Origin of the sequence: Pseudomonas fluorescens (assembly GCF_012974785.1) — a bacterium.
Classification (GTDB): Bacteria; Pseudomonadota; Gammaproteobacteria; order Pseudomonadales; family Pseudomonadaceae; genus Aquipseudomonas; species Aquipseudomonas fluorescens_BT.
Window position 1 is genome coordinate 1204597 of the sequence record NZ_CP027561.1, and the last position, 22561, is coordinate 1227157.

The 22561-nt window shown below is 61.9% G+C and carries 20 protein-coding genes and 1 pseudogene; 15 read left to right on the forward strand and 6 right to left on the reverse strand.

The window, feature by feature from the left end; all coding sequences use genetic code 11:
- From C6Y56_RS05290 to C6Y56_RS05305, 4 genes are all read right to left on the reverse strand, one after another.
- Positions 1-1038, reverse strand: a complete 1038-nt coding sequence (locus C6Y56_RS05290; RefSeq protein ID WP_074691239.1) for an ABC transporter ATP-binding protein — start codon at positions 1036-1038, stop codon at positions 1-3.
- 289 nt (positions 1039-1327) lie between these two features.
- Positions 1328-2479 (reverse strand): putative ABC transporter substrate-binding protein YdcS, encoded by a 1152-nt coding sequence (ydcS, locus tag C6Y56_RS05295; protein ID WP_169429018.1) that lies wholly within the window; start codon positions 2477-2479, stop codon positions 1328-1330.
- 82 nt (positions 2480-2561) lie between these two features.
- On the reverse strand, positions 2562-4049 hold the full coding sequence (locus C6Y56_RS05300) for a gamma-aminobutyraldehyde dehydrogenase (RefSeq protein ID WP_169429019.1): 1488 nt from the start codon (positions 4047-4049) through the stop codon (positions 2562-2564).
- Between the two features lie 102 nt (positions 4050-4151).
- Positions 4152-5066, reverse strand: a complete 915-nt coding sequence (locus C6Y56_RS05305) for a LysR family transcriptional regulator (RefSeq protein ID WP_007954670.1) — start codon at positions 5064-5066, stop codon at positions 4152-4154.
- A gap of 176 nt (positions 5067-5242) precedes the next feature.
- On the opposite strand from C6Y56_RS05305, the gene C6Y56_RS05310 reads away from it, so the two are divergent.
- From C6Y56_RS05310 to C6Y56_RS05345, 8 genes are all read left to right on the forward strand, one after another.
- Positions 5243-5965, forward strand: coding sequence for a tellurite resistance TerB family protein (locus tag C6Y56_RS05310; protein WP_169429020.1), 723 nt, complete (start codon positions 5243-5245; stop codon positions 5963-5965).
- 304 nt (positions 5966-6269) lie between these two features.
- Positions 6270-7892, forward strand: coding sequence for a methyl-accepting chemotaxis protein (locus C6Y56_RS05315; protein ID WP_169429021.1), 1623 nt, complete (start codon positions 6270-6272; stop codon positions 7890-7892).
- A complete protein-coding gene (locus C6Y56_RS05320; protein WP_169429022.1) occupies positions 7892-8428 on the forward strand; it encodes a chemotaxis protein CheW in 537 nt (178 codons plus the stop codon). The genes C6Y56_RS05315 and C6Y56_RS05320 overlap by 1 nt, the downstream gene beginning before the upstream one ends.
- Positions 8425-9702, forward strand: a complete 1278-nt coding sequence (locus tag C6Y56_RS05325) for a CheR family methyltransferase (protein ID WP_169429023.1) — start codon at positions 8425-8427, stop codon at positions 9700-9702. Before C6Y56_RS05320 ends, C6Y56_RS05325 begins: the two co-directional genes overlap by 4 nt.
- Positions 9699-10382, forward strand: coding sequence for a chemotaxis protein CheW (locus C6Y56_RS05330; protein ID WP_169429024.1), 684 nt, complete (start codon positions 9699-9701; stop codon positions 10380-10382). Before C6Y56_RS05325 ends, C6Y56_RS05330 begins: the two co-directional genes overlap by 4 nt.
- The gene (locus tag C6Y56_RS05335; RefSeq protein ID WP_169429025.1) at positions 10379-12673 is read left to right on the forward strand and encodes a hybrid sensor histidine kinase/response regulator; all 2295 of its coding nucleotides are present in this window, start codon (positions 10379-10381) and stop codon (positions 12671-12673) included. The genes C6Y56_RS05330 and C6Y56_RS05335 overlap by 4 nt, the downstream gene beginning before the upstream one ends.
- Positions 12670-13680 carry a chemotaxis response regulator protein-glutamate methylesterase gene (locus tag C6Y56_RS05340; protein ID WP_169429026.1) on the forward strand — a complete coding sequence of 337 codons (1011 nt, stop codon included), beginning with the start codon at positions 12670-12672 and terminating at the stop codon, positions 13678-13680. Before C6Y56_RS05335 ends, C6Y56_RS05340 begins: the two co-directional genes overlap by 4 nt.
- A gap of 48 nt (positions 13681-13728) precedes the next feature.
- Positions 13729-14730: a response regulator gene (locus C6Y56_RS05345; protein ID WP_169429027.1), complete on the forward strand. Its 1002-nt coding sequence runs from the start codon at positions 13729-13731 to the stop codon at positions 14728-14730.
- Positions 14731-14743: 13 nt separating this feature from the next.
- On the opposite strand, the pseudogene C6Y56_RS29070 reads toward C6Y56_RS05345, so the two are convergent.
- Positions 14744-14848 (reverse strand): annotated as a pseudogene (locus C6Y56_RS29070) (metal ABC transporter ATP-binding protein); the annotation flags it as partial.
- A 107-nt stretch (positions 14849-14955) separates the two neighbouring features.
- Here C6Y56_RS29070 and prfB point away from each other — a divergent pair.
- From prfB to C6Y56_RS05380, 7 genes are all read left to right on the forward strand, one after another.
- Positions 14956-16051, forward strand: a protein-coding gene (gene prfB, locus C6Y56_RS05350) for a peptide chain release factor 2 (protein ID WP_102621447.1) whose coding sequence is annotated in 2 segments (ribosomal slippage) — positions 14956-15027 and positions 15029-16051 — 1095 coding nt in all. Because the reading frame shifts where the segments join, the coding sequence is not laid out codon by codon here.
- A gap of 68 nt (positions 16052-16119) precedes the next feature.
- The gene (lysS, locus tag C6Y56_RS05355; RefSeq protein WP_169429028.1) at positions 16120-17622 is read left to right on the forward strand and encodes a lysine--tRNA ligase; all 1503 of its coding nucleotides are present in this window, start codon (positions 16120-16122) and stop codon (positions 17620-17622) included.
- Positions 17623-17740: 118 nt separating this feature from the next.
- A complete protein-coding gene (locus tag C6Y56_RS05360; RefSeq protein ID WP_169432599.1) occupies positions 17741-18445 on the forward strand; it encodes a TetR/AcrR family transcriptional regulator in 705 nt (234 codons plus the stop codon).
- A gap of 55 nt (positions 18446-18500) precedes the next feature.
- Positions 18501-19055: a hypothetical protein gene (locus C6Y56_RS05365; RefSeq protein WP_169429029.1), complete on the forward strand. Its 555-nt coding sequence runs from the start codon at positions 18501-18503 to the stop codon at positions 19053-19055.
- A 33-nt stretch (positions 19056-19088) separates the two neighbouring features.
- On the forward strand, positions 19089-20366 hold the full coding sequence (locus C6Y56_RS05370) for a flavohemoglobin expression-modulating QEGLA motif protein (RefSeq protein ID WP_169429030.1): 1278 nt from the start codon (positions 19089-19091) through the stop codon (positions 20364-20366).
- 58 nt (positions 20367-20424) lie between these two features.
- Complete coding sequence (locus C6Y56_RS05375) at positions 20425-21330, forward strand: alpha/beta hydrolase (RefSeq protein WP_169429031.1); 906 nt, start codon at positions 20425-20427, stop codon at positions 21328-21330.
- On the forward strand, positions 21327-21656 hold the full coding sequence (locus C6Y56_RS05380; RefSeq protein ID WP_119427141.1) for a hypothetical protein: 330 nt from the start codon (positions 21327-21329) through the stop codon (positions 21654-21656). The genes C6Y56_RS05375 and C6Y56_RS05380 overlap by 4 nt, the downstream gene beginning before the upstream one ends.
- Positions 21657-21721: 65 nt before the next feature.
- On the opposite strand, the gene C6Y56_RS05385 is transcribed toward C6Y56_RS05380, so the two are convergent.
- On the reverse strand, positions 21722-22510 hold the full coding sequence (locus C6Y56_RS05385) for an OmpA family protein (RefSeq protein ID WP_169429032.1): 789 nt from the start codon (positions 22508-22510) through the stop codon (positions 21722-21724).
- Positions 22511-22561: the final 51 nt, after the last annotated feature.

Here is a 22561-nt window from a genome sequence, read left to right on the forward strand (position 1 = left end):
TCACACCCCGCTCGCAACGGTGTCGTGCAACGGAATCATCGCTTCCCGCGCCCAGCGTGCGCTGATTCGCTGACCGGTCTGGTGCTGCGCGCTGCTGTCGATCCATTGATTGTTGGCCTGGCTGATGCTCAGGGTCTGGCCGTTTTCCAGGGTCAGTTCATAGCGCGTGGCGCTGCCCTGATATTGAATGTCGTGAAGCAGGCCGCTGACTTCGATCTCGTGACTGGCCAGCGGGCCTTCGGCGAAACGCACGTGTTCCGGGCGGATCGAAAACGGCTGCGGATGACCGCTGAGCTGACGCGCCAGATCGCCGCGAATCACGTTCGAAGTGCCGACGAATTCGGCGACGAAGGTGGTGGTGGGTTTCATGTACAGATTGCGCGGGGTGTCGACCTGCTCGATGCGCCCCTTGTTGAAAACGGCCACGCGGTCGGACATCGATAGCGCTTCAGTCTGGTCGTGGGTGACGAAGATGAAGGTGATGCCGAGCTGGCGTTGCAGCTTCTTCAGCTCGCTTTGCATCTGTTCGCGCAGCTTCAGGTCGAGGGCGCCCAACGGTTCGTCGAGCAACAGCACTCGTGGGCGATTGACCAAAGCGCGGGCGAGGGCGACACGTTGGCGCTGACCGCCGGACAATTGCACCGGTTTACGGGCGCCGTAACCGCCGAGGGCGACCATGTCCAAGGCTTCTTCGGCGCGTTTGTGGCGTTCGGTTTTGTTTACGCCTTTGACTTTCAAACCGTACGCGACGTTGTCCAGCACGTTCATGTGCGGGAACAGCGCGTAATCCTGAAACACGGTGTTGACGTCGCGTTGATAGGGCGGCAGACCGGCGGCTTCGGCACCGTGAATGCGGATCGAGCCCGCGCTCGGTTGCTCAAACCCGGCGATCAGGCGCAGGCACGTGGTCTTGCCCGAACCGGAGGGGCCGAGCATGGAAAAGAACTCGCCGTCCTGGATATCGATGGAAACCCGGTCAACGGCCTTCACCTCGCCGAACTGCCGGGAAACGTTGGTGAACTGGACTGCAAGCGTCATGGTGCGGTGCTCCGAAAAGGCGAGGGCCGTCGCAGCGGCCCTGCCTGGACTTCTGAAAAAACTGGATCGTTTGGCGGTGTATGCGATGTTTTTTGGCTAACTCATCTGGTCGATACGCCGCGATCTGCTTTTAGCGCCCTCTCCCTCCGGGAGAGGGCGGGGGGTGAGGGCAGCGGTTTCGCTGAATCAAGACAACGTCAAAAACCACCCCTCACCCCAGCCCTCCCGAAACGTCGGACCGCCCCAAGGGGAGAGGGGGAAAGGGAGCTCGACCGAGGTGAATTCGAGATCAGCGACCGCCCATAATCGCAATGTAGTCCTGCGTCCACCGGCTATACGGCACAAACTTCCCACCCTCAGCCTGCGGGGTTTTCCAGAAAGCGATCTTGTCGAACTGATCAAACCCGTTGGTCTTGCAGCCTTCAGCTCCGAGCAATTCACTGCCCTGGCAAGCCGCCGGAACCGCCGGCAACGAGCCGAACCAGGCCGCCACGTCACCCTGGACTTTCGGCTGCAGCGACCAGTCCATCCACTTGTACGCGCAGTTCGGGTGCTTGGCCTCGGCGTGCAGCATGGTGGTGTCGGCCCAACCGGTGGCGCCTTCTTTCGGCACGGTCGAAGCAATCGGTTGTTTCTCGTTGATCAGGCCGTTGACCTGATACGGCCAGGCGCTGGACGCGACCACCCCTTCGTTCTTGAAGTCGCTCATCTGCACGGTGGTGTCGTGCCAGTAGCGGTGGATCAACTTCTGCTGGGCGCGCAACAGTTCCAGCACCGCCTTGTACTGATCTTCAGTGAGTTGGTACGGATCCTTGATCCCCAGCTCAGGCTTGGTGGACTTCAGATAGAGCGCCGCATCGGCGATGTAGATCGGGCCGTCGTAGGCCTGCACGCGGCCCTTGTTCGGCTTGCCGTCAGGCAGGTTCTGCGCGTCGAACACCACGCTCCAGCTGGTCGGCGCGGTCTTGAACACGTTGGTGTTGTACATCAGCACGTTCGGGCCCCACTGGTAGGGGGTGCCGTAGGTTTGCTTGTTGACCACGTACCACGGCGCGTCTTTCAGGCGCGGGTCGAGGGTTTTCCAGTTCGGGATCAACGCGGTGTTGATCGGTTGCACACGCTTGCCGACGATCAACCGCAGCGAGGCATCGCCCGACGCCGTCACCAGGTCGTAGCCGCCCTTGGCCATCAGGCTGACCATTTCGTCGGAGGTAGCGGCGGTTTTCACATTCACCTTGCAGCCGGTTTCCTTCTCGAAACCGGTCACCCAGTCGTAGGCCTTATCGCTTTCACCGCGTTCGATGTAGCCGGGCCAGGCGACGATATCCAGCTGGCCTTCGCCGGCGCCGACGGCTTTCAGCGGCTCGGCGGCTTGCAGGCTGGCGCTGGCCAGCAGGGCCGTGGTGATTGCACTGAGCAGTGCGGTCTTGTGCACGAACATGGTGAACCCTCTTCTTTAAATTATGGTCGGGGCAGTTGTGAACGCGGTGAAGCATGCCGTGGTCGGCTTGTTATTAGCGTAGTCAGAGATGCTGGCCGTGGCGGGCCATGATGTGCCGCACCACGCTGTAGTCCTGTAGCGAATCGCTGGATAAGTCTTTGCCGTAACCGGAGCGTTTCAGCCCGCCGTGGGGCATTTCGCTGACCAGCATGAAATGGCTGTTGATCCAGGTGCAGCCGTATTGCAGCCGTGCGGCGACCTGCATCGCCTTGTCCAGGTTCTGGGTCCAGACCGACGAGGCGAGGCCGTATTCGGAGTCATTGGCCCAGTCCACTGCCTGCGCGAGTTCATCGAAGCGGGTCACGGTGACCACCGGGCCGAACACTTCGCGCTGGACGATTTCATCGCTCTGTTTGCAACCGGCCAGCAGCGTTGGCTGATAGAAGAACCCGGCGCCGGAGTGCACCGCTGCACCGGTCACCCGCTCGATGTGCGGCTGACCGAGGGCGCGTTCGACGAAACTGGCCACGCGGTCGCGCTGACGGGTGCTGATCAGCGGGCCGATCTCGTTGTCGGCGTCGCGTTTGCCGGCGAAGCGCAGGCTGCTGACCGCCGCACCGAGCTCGGCGACCAATTTGTCGTGAATCCCGGCCTGGGCGTAGATCCGGCAAGCCGCCGTGCAGTCCTGCCCGGCGTTGTAATAGCCATAAGTGCGCACGCCTTCGACCACGGCTTTGAGATCGGCATCGTTGCAGACGATCACCGGGGCCTTGCCGCCGAGTTCAAGGTGCGTGCGTTTGAGGGTTTTGGCGGCGGCCTGGAGGATTTTCTGGCCGGTGACGATATCGCCGGTCAGCGACACCATGCGCACTTTCGGATGCCCGACCAAGTGACTGCCAACGCCTTCACCGCCACCGCAGACGATGTTGATCACCCCACGCGGCAGGATCTCGGCCAGCGCTGGCGCCAGCGCCAGAATCGACAGCGGCGTGTGTTCGGACGGTTTGAACACCAGCGTATTGCCGGCAGCGAGGGCCGGGGCGATCTTCCACGCGGCCATCATGATCGGGTAGTTCCACGGCGCAATCGACGCGACGACGCCAATCGGATCGCGACGCACCATGCTGGTGTAGCCCGGCACGTATTCGCCGCTGAGTTGACCGGTCTGGCAACGCACGGCGCCGGCAAAGAAACGAAACACATCGACGGTGGCGGTCAAATCGTCCTGCCGCGCCAGGTGCAGCGGCTTGCCGCAGTTCAAGGCTTCGAGGCGGGCGAGGTGATCGGCGTGTTTTTCGACGGCGTTGGCGATTTCCAGCAGGAAATTCGAGCGTTGTTGCGGGGTGGTGCGCGACCACTCGGCAAAGGCGCGGTGGGCGGCGAGGATGGCGGCTTCGACTTGCTCGGTGCTGGCTTCGGCAATCTGGGTCAGGACTTCGCCGGTGGCCGGGTTGAGGATCGGTTCGACAAAACCCTGGCCTGCGACCAGTTCGCCGTCGATCAGCAACGCGGTGTGCATGGGGGTCTGCGCGCCAGCCATTTTCCGGGATCTCTTTTCTTGTGTGGTCATCTTTGCTCCCGTGGATCCGGGAGCCGACCGTCTTATCGATGCAGCAAGACTAGTGCGCGGCTCCGGGGTCGACAAATTCTAAATACTGAAGGTGGCATTCGATTAAATAGATGGCTTGCGTCCGCCGTGGGGCTGTTCGCGGGCCACGGTCAGGAAAGGATCGACCAGCGCCGGTCGCGCCGTGCCGCGACGCCAGGCCAGACCGACGTCGAGGGTCTGGTTGAGGTCGGCAATCGGCCGCGCTTCGATGATGTCGCCTTCCAGCGACCACGGTCGGTAGGTCATGTCCGGTTGGATCGATACGCCCAGGCCGGCTGCGACCAGACTTCGCACCGCCTCGGTGGAAGCGGTTCTGAGGGTGATCTTCGGTTGCAGCCCGGCGCCGCGCCAAAGGCGTTGGGCGTTGCGATCCATCTCGTCGACGTTCAGTTGAATCAACGGCTCCCGGGCGACATCGGCGAGGTTGATGCTGTCGTGTTCCAGCAGCGGGTGCTGGGCCGGCAGCCACAAACGGTGCGGCGAGTGGGTCAGCACTTCGGTCTGCAAGGCGTGGCGGTCTTCGAGGTTGGAGAGGATCAGCACGCCGACATCGATTTCGCCGCTGACCAGCAGATGCTCGATGTACGGCCGTTCGTCCTCCATCACCCGGATCTCGACATTGGGGTAGGCACGCTGGAAACGGGTGAGCAAATCCGCCAGGTAATAACCGGCCACCAGACTGGTCACGCCGACGATCAACTGCCCGGCGACCTGGTCGGTGCTCTGTTGCAGGCTGCGTTTGGCGTTGTCCACGGTGGCCAGAATCAGGTGTGCCTGGCGCAGGAATTGGTGGCCCTGATGCGTCAGCGTCATGCCCTTGGCGTGGCGATTGAACAGGCTGACGCCGATTTCTTCCTCCAGTTGCTGGATGGCCAGGGTCAGGGTCGATTGGGAAATGAAAGCGGTTTGCGCGGCGGCGGAGATCGAGCCGGTCTCGGCCACAGCGATGAAATGGCGGATCTGACGCAAGGTCATCATGGAAGGTTTACCCGGTGGGCGGTTTTTATAGATTGCCTCGAGTGTATATCTATTTTCGCGAAGGGCTGCTGGGGGCCAGGCAACATCTGGAAGCACACTCGCACCCAAGTGGCGGGCACTTTCGAACTAGGCTGAGGGCCTTATTGATCCGGATAACCCCTGTTTGGAGGCGGAACATGAACACCCGTGGATTGCTCGATCAACTCCTCAAGTCCGGCCAGGAACTGCTGCAGAACAAGGCGGGCGGGGCGCAGAACAAACCGGCTGCCGGCGGTTTGGGCGGCTTGCTGGGCGGATCTTCCAGTCATGGCGCACTCGGCGGTTTGCTGTCAGGCGCCGGCGGCGGTGCCCTGGCGGCCGGCGCCATGGGCCTGCTGCTGGGCAGTAAAAAGGCCCGCAAGGTTGGCGGTAAAGTCGCCATTTACGGCGGCCTCGCCGCGCTGGGCGTGATCGCCTACAAAGCCTATGGCAACTGGAACGCCCAGAAAGGCACCGCCCCGCAAAACGAACCGCAGACCCTCGACCGCCTGCCACCGGCGCAAGTCGAACAACACAGCCAGGCCATCCTCAGAGCCCTGGTCGCCGCCGCCAAGGCCGACGGCCACATCGACGACCGTGAACGCCAACTGATCGAAGGCGAATTCACCAAACTCGACAACGATCAGGAACTCAAGCACTGGCTCCACGCCGAACTCAATAAGCCCCTCGACCCCACCGATGTCGCCCGCGCGGCAAGCACGCCGGAGATGGCCGCCGAGATGTACGTGGCGAGCGTGATGATGGTGGATGAGGAGAACTTCATGGAGAAGAGCTATCTGGATGAACTGGCGCGGCAGTTGAAGCTGGAGCCGGGGTTGAAGGTGGAGCTTGAGAAGCAGGTCCGTGTAGCTACCCAGTAAAACCGCTGTCAGCGATATCAGAACCCGCGATCCCGCACAGGATGGCGGGTTCTTTCGTTGTGGCTGAAAAATCGCCGGCGAGGGCGCGTTACGGTATCGGCAGATCGTCTGCAGCGGAAATGGCCAATCCATCGCCCCTTTTTGCCATTGCGTCACTGGCACGCCACCCTCCGATTCCTTGAAAGTCCCTGTCCAGAGCCCACCCCGTTTACTCGGAAGGCCTGAGCGCGGCAAACCGTCTTATAAATGAAACACCGCCCTCAGCTATACTCCCCCGCATTTCGACCCGCCCCGAGGACTGACTGTGAAGAACTGGACGTTGCGCCAACGCATTTTGGCGAGCTTTGCGGTGATTATCGCCATCATGCTGCTGATGGTGGTCGTCTCGTATTCGCGGCTGCTGAAGATCGAAGCCAGTGAAAACAGCGTTCGTGACGACGCGATTCCCGGCGTCTATTACAGCTCGATGATCCGCGGCGCGTGGGTCGACAGTTACCTGCAGACCCAGGAACTGCTGGGGCTCAAGGAAGGGCAGGGCGTCAGCAGCGAAGATGCGGCCGATTACAAAGCCTTCGAGTCTCGTCTTCAGGAGCAGATGGCCAATTACCGTGGCACGGTGGTCACGGACGAGGACAAGCTGGAATTCGCGGCGTTCGAGAAATATCACGACGCCTACCTGAAAACTCAGGATGCGGTACTGGATCTGCACAAGCGCAATCTCGAAGCCGACGCTGTAAAGCTGTTCCACGAACAACTGACACCGACCTGGTACTCGGGCCGGATGAAGCTCAACGACATCATTGGCGAGAACAAGAAAGTCGCCGACAAGGCCATGGCCAACATCGACGAAGCCGTGGCGGCAGCCAAGGTCAGCATGTTCGTCTCGCTGCTGGTGGCCGTGCTGGCCGCCGGTTTCTGCGGTCTGTTGCTGATGCGCGCAATCATGGCGCCAATGAACCGCATCGTGCAGATCCTCGACATCATGCGCACGGGCGATCTGAGCAGCCGCTTGAACCTTGAGCGCAAGGACGAGTTCGGCGCGGTGGAAACCGGCTTCAACGACATGATGACCGAGCTCACCTCGCTGGTGTCCCAGGCCCAGCGCTCGTCGGTGCAGGTCACCACCTCGGTGACCGAGATCGCCGCCACTTCCAAGCAGCAACAGGCGACGGCTACCGAAACCGCGGCGACCACGACTGAAATCGGCGCGACGTCCCGCGAGATCGCGGCAACCTCACGCGACCTGGTGCGCACCATGACCGAAGTTTCCACCGCCGCCGATCAGGCCTCGGTGCTGGCCGGTTCCGGGCAGCAAGGCCTGGCGCGCATGGAGGACACCATGCACTCGGTGATGGGCGCGGCGGATCTGGTGAACGCCAAACTGGCGATCCTCAACGAGAAGGCCGGCAACATCAATCAGGTGGTCGTGACTATCGTCAAGGTCGCCGATCAGACCAACCTGCTGTCCCTGAACGCCGCGATCGAAGCGGAAAAGGCCGGCGAGTATGGCCGTGGTTTCGCCGTGGTCGCCACCGAAGTGCGGCGTCTGGCGGATCAGACCGCCGTGGCCACTTACGACATCGAACAGATGGTCCGTGAGATCCAGTCGGCGGTTTCCGCCGGGGTGATGGGAATGGACAAGTTCTCCGAGGAAGTGCGCCGTGGCATGGCCGAAGTGCAGCAGGTCGGCGAGCAGCTGTCGCAGATCATCCATCAGGTACAGGCGCTGGCGCCGCGGGTGTTGATGGTCAACGAGGGCATGCAGGCCCAGGCCACCGGAGCCGAGCAGATCAACCATGCGCTGGTGCAACTGGGTGATGCCAGCAGCCAGACCGTCGAGTCGTTGCGTCAGGCCAGTTTCGCCATCGACGAACTGAGCCAGGTGGCCGTAGGCCTGCGCAGCGGCGTTTCGCGATTCAAAGTCTGATGAGCGAAATCACCGCCAAACGCAGCGCTGCCCCGGTGGCGAAGCAGGCGTTGTTCCTGCTGTTTCGCATCGGCAGCGAACGCTACGCCTTGCGCGCCACGGAAGTGGCCGAAGTGCTGCCGCGCCTGCCGTTGAAGCCGATTGCCCGGGCGCCGCACTGGGTGGCGGGGGTGTTCGCCTATCGCGGCACGGTGGTGCCGGTGATCGACCTCAGTGCCCTGACATTCGGCCATCCTGCCGAGGCGCGTACCAGCACGCGACTGGTGCTGGTGCATTACCGCGCGGATGACTCGCAGCCCTCGCAATGGCTAGGCCTGATCCTCGAACAGGCCACCGATACCTTGCGCTGCAACGCGGATGATTTTCAGCCGTACGGCCTCGACAATCGTCAGGCGCCATACCTCGGCCCGGTGCGTGAAGACGCCCAAGGGCTGGTGCAATGGGTGCGGGTCAACGACTTGCTGGACGAGTCGGTGCGCACGCTGCTGTTTCCGACGCCGCCGCTGGACCCACAGCGACTTGAGGAGCAGCCATGAGCAGCGACCAGCGCTTCTTCGACTTCCTCAAGGAACGCATCGGCCTCGATGTCGCTTCGGTCGGCCCGGCGATCATCGAGCGGGCCGTGCGCCAGCGCATCACCCTGTCGCAAACGGTGAATGCCAACGAGTACTGGCAGACCCTGCAAGTCTCGCGGGACGAACAGCAGGCGCTGATCGAAGCGGTGATCGTCCCGGAGACCTGGTTTTTCCGTTACCCGGAATCCTTCGCCACCCTGGGCAAACTGGCCCGCAAACGCCTGGCCGAGCTGAACAACATGCGGGCGCTGCGCATCCTCAGCCTGCCGTGTTCCACCGGTGAAGAACCCTATTCGATTGCCATGGCGTTGCTCGATGCGGGCCTCAAACCCCATCAGTTCAAGGTCGATGGCATGGACGTCAGCCCTTTGTCGGTGGACAAGGCGCGGCGGGCGCTGTACGGCAGGAACTCGTTTCGCGGCCAGGAGCTGGATTTTCGCGAGCGGCACTTTTCCGCCGATGACGAGGGTTATCGGGTGAATGAAATTGTCCGCGAGCAGGTGCGCCTTCAAGTGGGCAACGTGCTCGATCCCTCGTTGCTGGTCAACGAACCGCCGTTCGATTTCGTGTTCTGCCGCAACCTGTTGATCTATTTCGATCAGCCGACCCAGCAACAGGTATTCGCCGTGCTCAAACGCCTGACCCATGTCGACGGCGTGTTGTTTATCGGCCCCGCCGAGGGCAGTCTGCTCGGGCGACTGGGTATGCGTTCGATCGGGATTCCACAGTCCTTTGCGTTCAGTCGCGACAGCGACCCGCAACCCGAACCGCTGCCGATGCCGGTTGCGATTGCGCCTCCGTTGCCCGTGCGCCAGCCCGTGCGCAGCACGCCGCCGCCACCGGTACGCAGTCGTCCATTTGCCGCTGTGACGCCACTGCCTGCCACCGCCAAAAGCCCGACCCCCGACGCGGCGACCCTGCTGGCCAACATCGCCGCTTTGGCCAACGAAGGCAAAAGCGCCGAAGCCCGCGCTGCATGCGAACAGTTTTTGCGCAGCCATGAGCCGGTGGCCCAGGTGTTCTACTGGCTTGGCCTGCTCAGTGACGTCGCCGGCAGCGCTCTCGAAGCCCAGGGTTATTACCGCAAGGCTTTGTACCTCGAACCGCAACACGCCGAAGCCTTGATGCACCTGGCCGGGTTGCTGCAGGCCCAGGGTGACACGGCCGGTGCCCGACGATTGCAGGAGCGCGCCGCCCGCAGCGGTCGCACCGCCGACAGTGAGCGTAAACGATGATCCCGTCCGACACCTTGAACGTCACCCACGAAGACGCCCGGGCCATCGACGATTGCTGGAACCGCATCGGCATTCACGGCGACAAGTCCTGCCCGCTGTTGGAAGAACACATCCATTGCCGCAATTGCTCGGTGTATTCCGCCGCGGCCACGCGCCTGCTTGACCGTTATGCGCTGCAGCAGGATGAGCGCGACCCGGTGGCGACCCAGGTTGAAACCGAGCTGAAAACACGTTCGTTGCTGATGTTCCGCCTCGGCGAAGAATGGCTCGGCCTGGCCACCCGCAGCCTGGTGGAGGTCGCGCCGTTGCAGGCGATTCACTCGCTGCCGCACCAGCGCTCCCGGGCCTTGCTCGGTGTAGCGAACGTGCGCGGGGCGCTGGTGGCGTGCCTGTCGCTGGTCGAACTGTTGGGCCTGGACAGCAACGCCGCGGCGCCCACTGGGGCGCGGATCATGCCGCGCATGTTGATCATTGCTGCCAATGGCGGGCCGGTGGTGGTGCCGGTGGATGAAGTCGACGGCATTCACGCCATCGACGAACGCATTCTTGACGCCGCATCCCGATCCGGTGCGCAGGCCAGTGCCAAATACACCCGAGGCGTGTTGCCCTTCAAAGGCCGCAGCCTGCGCTGGCTGGATGAAGAACAGTTGCTGTCCGCCGTGACCCGGAGCCTCACATGACCCCCGAGCAAATGCGCGACGCCTCTCTGCTCGAGCTGTTCAGCCTGGAAGCCGAAGCACAGACTCAAGTGCTGAGTGCCGGGCTCCTGGCGCTGGAGCGCAATCCGACCCAGGCCGATCAGCTCGAGTCCTGCATGCGTGCTGCGCACTCCTTGAAAGGTGCGGCGCGGATTGTCGGCATCGACAGTGGCGTCAGCGTCGCCCACGTGATGGAAGATTGTCTGGTCAGCGCCCAGGAAGGGCGGTTGTTCCTGCGCCCGGAGCATATCGACGCGCTGTTGCAGGGTACCGACCTGCTGATGCGCATCGCCACCCCGGCCAACGGCCCGCAACCGGCGGATATCGAGGCTTACGTAGCGTTGATGGGCGGTTTGCTCGATCCGACGGCACCAGCCGTGGTGCCTGCCGCTCCGAGTGCGCCATCAATGGCCGAGTTGCAACTTCAGCCACCGCCGATGGTTGAGCCCGCGCCGGTTGACATCCCGGTCGAGGTTGCCGAGCCGGAACCCGCGCCGCGCAAGAGCAAACGCACCACGGAGGGCGGCGAGCGGGTGCTGCGGGTCACCGCCGAACGCCTGAACAGCCTGCTCGATCTGTCGAGCAAATCCCTGGTGGAAACCCAGCGCCTCAAGCCGCACCTGGCCACCATGCAGCGCCTCAAACGCATGCAGAACAACGGCCTGCGGGCGCTGGAAAGTCTCAATGTGCATCTCAAGGAACATGCCCTTAGCCTTGAAGCTCAAGAAGCGCTGGAAGATGCGCGGCGCCTGCTCGCCGAATCTCAGCAACTGCTGGCAGAGAAAAACGCCGAGCTCGACGAGTTCGCCTGGCAGGCCAGCCAGCGAGCGCAAGTGCTCTATGACACCGCGCTGGCCTGCCGCATGCGGCCGTTCGCCGATGTGTTGTCCGGTCAGGTGCGGATGGTGCGCGACCTCGGTCGCAGTCTTGGCAAGCAAGTGCGCCTTGAGATCGAGGGCGAGAAGACTCAGGTCGACCGTGATGTGCTGGAAAAACTCGAAGCACCGCTGACGCATCTGCTGCGCAACGCAGTGGATCACGGCATCGAAACCCCGGAAGAACGCCTGCTCAAAGGCAAGCCCGAAGAAGGCCTGATCCGTCTGCGCGCCTCGCATCAGGCCGGTCTGCTGGTGCTGGAATTGAGCGATGACGGCAATGGTGTCGATCTGGAAAAGGTCCGTCGCAGCATCGTCGAGCGCCAGCTGTCGCCGGCGGAAACGGCCGCCCAGTTGAGCGAAGAAGAGCTGCTGACCTTCCTGTTCCTGCCGGGTTTCAGTCTGCGGGACAAGGTCACCGAAGTGTCCGGTCGTGGCGTCGGCCTCGATGCCGTTCAGCACATGGTTCGCCAGTTGCGCGGTGCGGTGGTGCTGGAGCAGACGGCGGGCGAGGGCAGTCGCTTCCATCTCGAAGTACCGCTGACCCTGTCTGTGGTGCGCAGCCTGGTGGTGGAAGTTGGCGAGGAGGCTTATGCGTTCCCGCTGGCGCACATCGAACGCATGTGCGATCTGGCGCCGGAGGACATCGTGCAGGTCGAAGGCCGCCAGCACTTCTGGCACGAGGGGCGGCATGTCGGGCTGGTCGCGGCCAGCCAGTTGCTGCAGCGTCCGGCCAGTCAGAACAGCGGCGATACCCTGAAAGTCGTGGTGATCCGCGAGCGCGAGGCGATCTACGGTGTGGCGGTGGAGCGTTTCATCGGCGAGCGCACGCTGGTGGTGTTGCCGCTGGACGAGCGGCTGGGCAAGGTGCAGGACATTTCCGCCGGGGCGTTGCTCGACGATGGTTCGGTGGTGTTGATCGTCGATGTCGAAGACATGCTGCGCTCGGTGGACAAGTTGCTGAACACCGGGCGTCTGGAGCGAATCGCCCGCCATGGCAATCAGGCCGCAGAGGCGGCGCGCAAACGGATTTTGGTGGTCGACGACTCGCTCACCGTGCGTGAATTGCAACGCAAACTGCTGCTCAATCGCGGCTATGACGTGGCCGTTGCGGTCGACGGCATGGACGGCTGGAACGCCTTGCGCTCCGAGGATTTCGATCTGCTGATCACTGACATCGACATGCCGCGCATGGACGGCATCGAACTGGTGACGCTGCTGCGTCGCGACAATCGCCTGCAATCGCTGCCGGTGATGGTGGTGTCTTACAAGGATCGCGAAGAAGACAGGCGCCGTGGACTGGATGCCGGGGCGGACTATTATCTGGCCAAGGCCAGCTTTCATGACGATGCACTGCTCGACGCAGTGGTTGAGCTCATCGGAGGAGCGCGGGCATGAAGATCGCAATCGTCAACGACATGCCTATGGCGGTGGAGGCCCTGCGCCGGGCGCTGGCTTTCGAGCCGGCGCATCAAGTGGTGTGGGTCGCCAGCAACGGCGCCGAAGCGGTGCGCCTGTGCGCGGAAAACACCCCGGACCTGATCCTGATGGACCTGATCATGCCGGTGATGGACGGCGTCGAGGCCACCCGGCGCATCATGGCCGAGACGCCCTGCGCGATTGTCATCGTCACGGTCGACCGCCAGCAGAACGTGCACCGGGTGTTCGAAGCCATGGGCCACGGTGCGCTGGACGTAGTCGACACCCCGGCCCTCGGCGCCGGCAACGCTCAGCAGGCGGCGGCACCGCTGCTGCGCAAGATCCTTAATATCGGCTGGCTGATCGGCGAGAAAACCGCTCGCTCGCGCCCGGCCCAGACCACGCCACGCAGTTCGGCATCGTGCCAGCGGCTGGTGGCGATCGGCTCGTCCGCAGGCGGCCCGGCGGCGCTGGAGGTCTTGCTCAAAGGCCTGCCGCGCAACTTTTCGGCAGCGATCGTACTGGTGCAGCATGTCGACCAGGTTTTCGCCGCCGGCATGGCCGAATGGCTGGCCAGTGCCAGTGGCCTCGACGTGCGCCTGGCACGGGAGGGCGAGCCACCGCAGGCCGGCGCGGTGCTGCTGGCCGGCACCAATCACCACATCAGGTTGCTCAAGAACGGCACGCTGGCCTACACCGCCGAGCCGGTCAACGAAATCTACCGCCCCTCGATCGACGTGTTTTTCGAAAGCGTCGCCAATTACTGGAACGGTGACGCAGTAGGGGTTTTGTTGACCGGAATGGGACGCGACGGGGCGCAAGGGCTTAAGCTCATGCGTCAACAGGGCTACCTGACCATCGCGCAGGATCAGCAAAGCAGTGCGGTGTACGGCATGCCCAAGGCCGCCGCGGCCATCGATGCAGCCGTAGAAATCCGTCCACTGGAAAAGATAGCGCCACGATTGCTGGAGATTTTCCCCAAATGAACACATCCATCCGCAATCCTGGCCCCCGCAGCACTCAGGTGACCGCCCATGAATGACTTACAGATCGATGACATCAAAACCGACGAGAACGCCGCCATGGTGTTGTTGGTGGACGATCAGGCGATGATCGGCGAAGCCGTGCGCCGCGGGCTGTCGAATGAAGAGAACATCGACTTTCACTTCTGCTCCGACCCGCATCTTGCCGTGGCCCACGCGGTGCGGATCAAGCCGACCGTGATCCTGCAGGATCTGGTGATGCCGGGCCTTGACGGCCTGAGTCTGGTGCGTGAATACCGCAACCATCCGGCGACCAAAGACATTCCGATCATTGTCCTGTCGACCAAGGAAGACCCGCTGATCAAGAGCGCAGCGTTCTCCGCCGGGGCCAATGATTATCTGGTGAAGCTGCCGGACAACATCGAGCTGGTGGCGCGCATCCGTTATCACTCGCGCTCCTACATGACCCTGCTGCAGCGGGACGCGGCCTATCGCGCCTTGCGGGTCAGCCAGCAGCAATTGCTCGACACCAATCTGGTGCTGCAGCGGCTGATGAACTCAGACGGGCTGACCGGGCTGTCCAACCGCCGGCATTTCGACGAATACCTGGAGCTGGAATGGCGCCGCTCGCTGCGTGACCAGAGCCAGTTGTCGTTGCTGATGATCGACGTCGATTACTTCAAGTCCTACAACGACACCTTCGGTCACGTCGAAGGCGACGAAGCCTTGCGCAAGGTCGCCACGGCGATCCGCGAGGCCAGTGCCCGGCCGTCCGACTTGCCGGCGCGTTATGGCGGCGAAGAGTTTGCGCTGGTGCTGCCCAACACCTCGCCGGGCGGGGCGCGGCTGGTGGCGGAGAAGCTGCGCCAGACCGTGGCGGCGCTGAAGATTCCGCACAATGCTCCGGTCGAAGGGTCGAGCCTGACCATCAGCATCGGCCTGGCGACGATGGTGCCGGAGTCGGGCAGCGACTGCCGGTTGCTGATCTCGGCGGCGGACCGTGGCCTGTACCTGGCCAAGAACAACGGGCGCAATCAGGTCGGCATCGAATAGGTACGCGATACCCTTGTGGGAGCGGGCTTGCTCGCGAATGCGGTGGATCATTCAGCAATGATGTCGATTGATACTCCGCCTTCGCGAGCAAGCCCGCTCCCACGGGGATCTGTGTCAGGCCATGTCAAGTGAATCGCCTTAACAGCCGCCAGACGGGCTGCCGTGACAGCTTGATTACGTTATACTCGCCGGCTTTCAAAAGTTCGCCAACGAGTGCTGCCCGTCATGGAAATCAACCCGATCCTGAACACCATCAAGGACCTGTCCGAGCGCTCCGAAACTATTCGGGGGTATCTTTGACTACGATCAAAAGCATGAGCGTCTGATCGAAGTCAATCGCGAGCTTGAAGATCCTGCAGTCTGGAACAAACCTGAATACGCCCAGGAACTGGGCCGCGAGCGCGCTGCGCTGGCGCAGATCGTCGATACCCTCGATGAACTGAACGGTGGCCTGGCCGATTGCCGCGAGCTGCTGGACATGGCCGTTGAAGAGAACGACGAGGGCGCGGTCAACGACGTCGTCGAAGTTCTTCAAGGTCTCGAAGAGTCCCTGTCCAAGCTCGAATTCCGCCGTATGTTCAGCCACGAGATGGACCCGAACAACGCCTACCTGGACATCCAGGCCGGTTCCGGCGGCACCGAAGCCCAGGACTGGGCCAACATCCTGCTGCGCATGTACCTGCGCTGGGCCGACAAACGCGGTTTCGACGCGACCATCATGGAGCTGTCGGCCGGTGAAGTCGCCGGGATCAAGGGCGCTACCGTGCACATCAAGGGCGAATACGCCTTTGGCTGGCTGCGCACCGAGATCGGCGTGCACCGTCTGGTGCGCAAGAGCCCGTTCGACTCCGGCAACCGTCGTCACACCTCGTTCTCCGCGGTTTTCGTCTCGCCAGAGATCGACGACAAGGTGGAAATCGAAATCAACCCGGCAGACCTGCGGATCGACACCTATCGTTCCTCCGGTGCCGGTGGTCAGCACGTAAACACCACCGACTCGGCCGTACGTATCACCCACGTACCGACCAACACCGTGGTCAGCTGCCAGAACGAACGTTCCCAGCACGCCAACAAGGACACCGCCATGAAAATGCTGCGGGCCAAGTTGTACGAGCAGGAAATGCAGAAGCGCAACGCCGCGTCCCAGGCCCTGGAAGACACCAAGTCGGACATCGGCTGGGGTCACCAGATCCGTTCGTACGTGCTCGATGCGTCGCGGATCAAGGATCTGCGTACCAACATCGAACGCAGTGACTGCGACAAGGTACTCGACGGCGATATCGACGAATACCTGGAAGCCAGCCTGAAATCGGGGCTGTAAGCTTCACCCGACCTCAAGTCCCCCGTCACCGGCGGGGGCAACGAACCTGTGATGGAAAATTTAAAGACATGAGCGACCAACAACTCGATTCGCAAGCCCTGCAACAGGAAGAAAACTCCCTGATCGCCCTGCGCAAGGAAAAGCTTGCTGCCGAGCGCGCCAAGGGCAATGCCTTCCCGAACGACTTCCGCCGCGACAACTACTGCGATGCACTGCAGAAACAGTACGCGGACAAGACCAAGGAAGAGCTGGCAGAGGCTGCGATCCCGGTCAAGGTTGCAGGTCGCATCATGCTCAACCGTGGCTCGTTCATGGTGATCCAGGACATGACCGGTCGCATTCAGGTCTACGTCAACCGCAAGACCCTGTCCGAAGAAACCCTGGCTGCTGTAAAAACCTGGGACATGGGCGACATCATTGCTGCCGAAGGCACCCTGGCCCGTTCCGGCAAGGGCGACCTGTACGTCGAGATGACCAGCGTGCGCCTGCTGACCAAATCCCTGCGCCCGCTGCCGGACAAGCACCACGGCCTGACTGACACCGAACAGCGCTACCGTCAGCGCTACGTTGACCTGATCGTCAACGAAGACGTGCGCCAGACCTTCCGCGTGCGTTCGCAAGTGATCGCGCACATCCGCAGCTTCCTGATGAAGCGCGACTTCCTCGAAGTCGAAACGCCGATGCTGCAGACCATTCCTGGCGGCGCCGCGGCCAAGCCGTTCGAAACCCACCACAACGCGCTGGACATGGAAATGTTCCTGCGTATCGCGCCGGAGCTGTACCTCAAGCGTCTGGTGGTTGGCGGTTTCGAAAAAGTGTTCGAGATCAACCGCAACTTCCGCAACGAAGGCGTTTCGACTCGTCACAACCCTGAATTCACCATGTTGGAGTTCTACCAGGCTTACGCCGACTACGAAGACAACATGGACCTGACCGAAGAACTGTTCCGTGAACTGGCGCAGCTGGTTCTGGGCAGCACCGACGTGCCGTACGGCGACAAGGTGTTCCACTTCGGCGAGCCGTTCGTGCGCCTGTCGGTGTTCGACTCGATCCTCAAGTACAACCCTGAGCTGACCGCCGATGACCTGAACGACATCGACAAGGCGCGCGCCATCGCCAAGAAGGCCGGCGCCAAGGTGCTGGGCTTCGAAGGTCTGGGCAAGCTGCAGGTGATGATTTTCGAAGAGCTGGTCGAGCACAAGCTGGAACAGCCGCACTTCATCACTCAGTACCCGTTCGAAGTGTCGCCGCTGGCCCGTCGCAACGACGACAACCCGAACGTCACCGACCGCTTCGAGCTGTTCATCGGCGGCCGTGAAATCGCCAACGCCTACTCCGAGTTGAACGACGCGGAAGACCAGGCCGAGCGCTTCATGGCCCAGGTGGCCGACAAGGACGCCGGCGACGACGAAGCCATGCACTACGACGCCGACTTCGTTCGCGCGCTGGAGTACGGCATGCCGCCAACGGCCGGTGAAGGTATCGGTATCGACCGTCTGGTGATGTTGCTGACCAACTCGCCGTCGATCCGCGACGTGATCCTGTTCCCGCACATGCGGCCGCAAGCGTAAGTGTTTCAATAAAAAAGCCGCCTGAAATGGGCGGCTTTTTATTGCCTGTCTGGTACAAACGTATCAAATGGTTACTTTTGAAAAAAACAACAGAGGAAGTCCTGTCGTGATCGGTGCAATGGCTCAAGAGGGTGCAGCGGGAATCGCCACTGCGGTCGCTGAAAGTGTTCAGTACCAGGGCCGCAAGGCCAGCCGACAGGGCAGCGAGCAGCGTCGGCAGGATATTCTGGATGCGGCGATGCGCATTGTCGTGCGCGATGGCGTGCGGGCCGTGCGCCACCGGGCGGTGGCCGCCGAGGCCGGTGTGCCGCTGTCGGCCACCACGTATTACTTCAAGGACATCGATGACCTGCTCACCGATACCTTCGCCCAGTACGTCGAACGCAGCGCGGCTTACATGGCCAAGCTGTGGATCAACAACGAAGGCCTGCTGCGCGAGATGGTGGTCAGCGGTGACGGCAGTCTGGAGTCGCGTTCGCAGCTGGCCGACGATATCGCCCGATTGATGGCCGATTACGTGCACCGGCAACTGGTCAATCGTCGTGAGCATTTGATGGCCGAGCAGGCGTTCCGTCAGGAAGCGCTGCTCAACCCGCGTCTGGCGGAACTGGTGCGTTCCCATCAGCAGATTCTGTTGCAGGGCACCTGCCAGTTGTTCCAGGTATTGGGCTCGCGCGAGCCGCAGCAGGATGCCAAGGTGTTGACGGCGATTATCGGACGGATGGAATATCAGGGCCTGCTCAACGACGCCGAGCCTTTGGCCGAAGAGGACATGCTCGGTATTCTGACGCGCTATATGCACCTGGTACTCGCGTCGGTCTGAAAGCCGATGGAGGTCTCCCACAGGGGAAGGTGTTTCAGGTTCTAGGGAGTGTTGAATGAAAGCCTGGCGTGGCGCGTTGATCGCGCTGTCGTTCCTGCTGCTCAGCGGTTGTCTGGTGACCTTCAAGGAGCCGCTGCCCGCCCGTGAGCCGGCGCCCAAAGGCCTGCTCGGCCAATGGTCGAGCACCAACGCCTGGGGCGAGCCGATGAATCTTGAACTGACGCGCCTGGGCAACGATCGCTATCAGGCGGTGGCGTACTTCAAGGCCAGACCCCATGAGCGTGAAGCCTATCCGTTCACGGTGTCGCGCCACGGAAGCCGCTGGTACCTGTCGGCGAAGGTGCCGGCGCAGTATGGCGGGCAATTCACCATCGCCGGTTTCGAGATCACCGACAAGCGCGAACTGGTGATCTACAACCTCGACCTCGAACAGATCAACCAGGCCATCGCCCAGAAAGCCCTCGACGGCCAGGGCTTCCAGACCGATGACGGCGACGGCGTGCAGGTCGACAGCCCGCTTGAAAAGGTCTTTGCTTACCTCGACGACCCGGCCAATACCGACGTTTTCGTCGAAGCGGCGCGCTATCAGCATCAGGCCAAAGCCAAATAATTCAGTTCGTCACGTTTTCTACAGGAGTTTCGGGTGGACGATTACCAGCAGACGATACGCACGCTGTCCGATCGCATAGTGCTGGCGCAGACGCCGATCCGCGTGCTCGACGCGGTCAAGTGGGACGAGAACATCCGCAAGGGGTTCCTCAAGGCCAAGGGCAAGGAATTGCCGGCGGTGGATCGCGACTACTACCTCAACCGGCCGCTGTCCTTCGATTCGAGCAAGGTCAAGCTGGAATTCCAGAACATCGAACGGGACATCACCCGCCAGCTCGGCCAGTTCAACCCGGTCGGCCAGATCATGCGGCGCATGTGCAAGGAATACCGGATGGTAGTGCGCATGCTCGAAGCGCGCGGCACCGAGGATTTCGGCCTGATTTCCCAGGAACTGTACGGCGCCGCGTCCGATGCGTTCCACGCCGGCGACCCGACGCTGGCCGACCTCGGTTTGATGATGTCGGACTACCTGAACAACATCGATGGTCGTGGCGACCTGAAGGACGAACCGAAGACCCTTACCGCCAAGGACGCCGTGCATCTGTTGCAAACCCGCCTGAACAAGGTGTTCGGCGAGGCCGAGGAAACCATCCGCGTGTTCGAGTCCGACGGGATCGTCGCCGATGCGGCCGCGGGCGCCGACTACATCAAGATCCGCACCGACGCGATGTTCAACGACCGCGACGTGCGGGCACTGGAAGTCCACGAAGGCCTGGTGCACGTCGGCACCACGCTCAACGGCTTGAACCAGCCGATCTGCACCTTCCTGTCCAAGGGCCCGCCCTCGTCGACGGTGACTCAGGAAGGCCTGGCGATCCTGATGGAAATCATCACCTTCGCCTCTTACCCGAGCCGCCTGCGCAAACTGACCAACCGCACCCGCGCCATTCACATGGTGGAGGAGGGGGCGGACTTCCTGCAGATTTTCGAGTTCTTCCGCGAGCAGGGCTTCGAAATGGCGGAAAGCTATGGCAACGCCAGCCGTGTTTTCCGCGGATCGACGCCGACCGGTCTGCCATTCACCAAAGACTTGTCCTACCTCAAGGGCTTTATCATGGTTTACAACTACATTCAGTTGGCCGTGCGTAAAGGCAAGCTCGAGCAGATCCCGCTGTTGTTCTGTGGCAAGACCACACTGGAAGACATGCGAACCCTGCGTCAACTGGTGGACGAAGGCCTGGTGGTACCGCCCAAGTACCTGCCGGACCAGTTCCGCGACATGAATGCGTTGTCGGCGTGGATGTGCTTCTCCAACTTCCTCAATCACTTGAGCCTGGACCGGATCGAGGCGGATTACTCCAACATCCTGTAGGCCCATTGATCATTCCCGCGCGGCGCGCGGGAGTCCGAACCTTGCGAGGTTTCACCGGATGAGAATCCTCGGCATCCTTTGCCTGCTCCTGACCCTCGGCGGTTGCAGCTCCTTGCTGTTTTATCCCGAGCCCGGTCAGATCTTCACCCCGGAAAAGGCCAGACTCGAATACCGCACCGTCACCCTGACCACCGCCGATGGCCTCAAGCTGAACGCCTGGTGGCTGCCGGCCAAACCCGGGGTCGAGGTCAAGGGCACGGTGCTGCATCTGCACGGTAACGGCGGCAATCTGCCGATGCACCTGGGCGGCAGCTGGTGGTTGCCGAAAAACGGCTATCAGGTGCTGCTGGTGGACTATCGTGGTTACGGTCTGTCCGAGGGCGAGCCGAGTCTGCCGGCGATCTATCAGGACATCGACGCTGCCTTTGCCTGGCTGGACAAGGCGCCGGAGGTCAAAGGCAAGCCACTGATTCTGCTCGGTCAAAGTCTTGGTGGTTCGATGGCAGTGCATTGGCTGGTGCAACATCCGGAAAGACAAAAACAGCTCAAGGCTTTTGTGCTCGACGGGGTTCCGGCCAGTTACCGCAGTGTTGGCCAATACGCTCTGAGTACATCGTGGATGACGTGGCCATTCCAGGTGCCGCTGTCGTGGCTGGTGCCGGACAGCGACAGCGCAATCCATTCGATGCCGCAGCTCAAAGGCGTGCCGAAACTGATCTTCCACAGTATCGACGATCCGCTGGTGCCGCTTTCCAATGGCATTCGTCTGTATCAGGCTGCGCCGCCGCCCCGGGTCCTGCAATTGACTCGCGGTGGGCACGTGCAGACTTTCGGCGACCCGGTGTGGCGTCAGGTCATGCTGCGTTATCTCGACGATCCCGAGCATTTCAACGGACTGCGCCGCCTCGGCGAAGTCCCGAATTACCCGCAACCCCCGAATTCTGAAAACGAGAGTCCGCAATGAGTGAAGAACGCAACGCCATCCCGCTGATCATCACCGGTATCTGCAGCATCCTCGGCACCGTCGGCGCCCTGTGGTACTACGGCTACCTGCACTTCGCCAAACCCGAGGATGCATTGCTGCTCAACGAATTCACCATGCTCAAGACCATTCCCGGCGAAGACTACAAGGTCTCCCTGGACCCGGCGCCGCAAGTGGCGCAATGCATCGATGGTGTGCTGGTGCTGTTCGACACCGAACAGAAAGGCCTGACCGGGGTGCTCATCAACGCGCAGAAAAAGGCAGTGCGCTGCATGGGGCAGGAGACGCCGCAGAAGCTGGAAGAGTAAACCTGCGGCAAACAAAAGCCCCGCCTGATCAACTCAGGCGGGGCTTTTTCGTTACGGTGTGACGCTTAGTTCGAGCTTACTGCCGAACGCGGCACCACTGGCTGGTTGTCGTTGGAAATGGTCACTTCCACCCGACGGTTCATCGCACGGCCCGAGACGCTGCCGTTATCCGCGACCGGATATTCCTTGCCATAACCCTGCACCACGATGCGCGAAGGATCGACGCCCATTTTGATCAGTGCAACCTGTACCGATGTCGCGCGACGCTCGGACAGCGACTGGTTGTAGCTCGCCGAGCCGGTGCTGTCGGTATAGCCTTCGACGATCACTTTGCGGTCCGGGTTTTCCTGGAGGAACTGCGCCAGTTTGTTGATGTTCACCAGACCGCTGGATTTCAGATCGGCCTTGTTGGTGGCGAACAGCACGTCACCGAAGGTCACCAGCGTACCGCGATCGGTCTGCTTGGCGTTTAGGCTGTCCTGCAGCTGCTTGATCTGCTGATCGCGAGCGTCCAGACGGGCCTGGGCACGTTGGGCGGCGGCGTTCTTCAGATTGGCTTCAGCGGTGCGCAGGGCGATGGTCTGCTTCGCCACTTCCACGCGCTGGTTGGTCAGATAGGCCAGCTGGTCGACCTTGTGCTGGTCTTCCTTGTCCAGATAAGCCTTGTCGGCCTTGTCCAGGTAATCACTGGCGTCCTTGGTTTCCAGCGCCGCGACTTTGCTCGCCTGCGGGTTGGCCTGCAGGCCGGCGTAGTTGGTGCGTGCCTGTTCCAGGTTCGGGTTCGGCGGCGTCGAGCAGGCAGCCAGGGCAACGCTTGCGGCCAGGAGAGCGGGGATCATCAGTTGTTTACGCATAATCGTTCGTCCTTTCTATCGATAAGAGATTCAGCCTTGCGGTCGGGATGC

Excerpts from the sequence above, each read along its gene's own strand:
- C6Y56_RS05335 (WP_169429025.1), top strand. The coding sequence starts at position 10,379 with ATGACCCCCGAGCAAATGCGCGACGCCTCTCTGCTCGAGCTGTTCAGC.
- C6Y56_RS05300 (WP_169429019.1), bottom strand. The coding sequence starts at position 4,049 with ATGACCACACAAGAAAAGAGATCCCGGAAAATGGCTGGCGCGCAGACC.
- C6Y56_RS05325 (WP_169429023.1), top strand. The coding sequence starts at position 8,425 with ATGAGCAGCGACCAGCGCTTCTTCGACTTCCTCAAGGAACGCATCGGC.
- C6Y56_RS05345 (WP_169429027.1), top strand. The coding sequence starts at position 13,729 with ATGAATGACTTACAGATCGATGACATCAAAACCGACGAGAACGCCGCC.
- C6Y56_RS05380 (WP_119427141.1), top strand. The coding sequence starts at position 21,327 with ATGAGTGAAGAACGCAACGCCATCCCGCTGATCATCACCGGTATCTGC.
- C6Y56_RS05290 (WP_074691239.1), bottom strand. The coding sequence starts at position 1,038 with ATGACGCTTGCAGTCCAGTTCACCAACGTTTCCCGGCAGTTCGGCGAG.
- C6Y56_RS05340 (WP_169429026.1), top strand. The coding sequence starts at position 12,670 with ATGAAGATCGCAATCGTCAACGACATGCCTATGGCGGTGGAGGCCCTG.
- C6Y56_RS05385 (WP_169429032.1), bottom strand. The coding sequence starts at position 22,510 with ATGCGTAAACAACTGATGATCCCCGCTCTCCTGGCCGCAAGCGTTGCC.
- lysS (WP_169429028.1), top strand. The coding sequence starts at position 16,120 with ATGAGCGACCAACAACTCGATTCGCAAGCCCTGCAACAGGAAGAAAAC.
- C6Y56_RS05375 (WP_169429031.1), top strand. The coding sequence starts at position 20,425 with ATGAGAATCCTCGGCATCCTTTGCCTGCTCCTGACCCTCGGCGGTTGC.
- C6Y56_RS05320 (WP_169429022.1), top strand. The coding sequence starts at position 7,892 with ATGAGCGAAATCACCGCCAAACGCAGCGCTGCCCCGGTGGCGAAGCAG.
- C6Y56_RS05365 (WP_169429029.1), top strand. The coding sequence starts at position 18,501 with ATGAAAGCCTGGCGTGGCGCGTTGATCGCGCTGTCGTTCCTGCTGCTC.
- C6Y56_RS05305 (WP_007954670.1), bottom strand. The coding sequence starts at position 5,066 with ATGATGACCTTGCGTCAGATCCGCCATTTCATCGCTGTGGCCGAGACC.
- C6Y56_RS05360 (WP_169432599.1), top strand. The coding sequence starts at position 17,741 with ATGGCTCAAGAGGGTGCAGCGGGAATCGCCACTGCGGTCGCTGAAAGT.
- C6Y56_RS05310 (WP_169429020.1), top strand. The coding sequence starts at position 5,243 with ATGAACACCCGTGGATTGCTCGATCAACTCCTCAAGTCCGGCCAGGAA.
- C6Y56_RS05330 (WP_169429024.1), top strand. The coding sequence starts at position 9,699 with ATGATCCCGTCCGACACCTTGAACGTCACCCACGAAGACGCCCGGGCC.
- ydcS (WP_169429018.1), bottom strand. The coding sequence starts at position 2,479 with ATGTTCGTGCACAAGACCGCACTGCTCAGTGCAATCACCACGGCCCTG.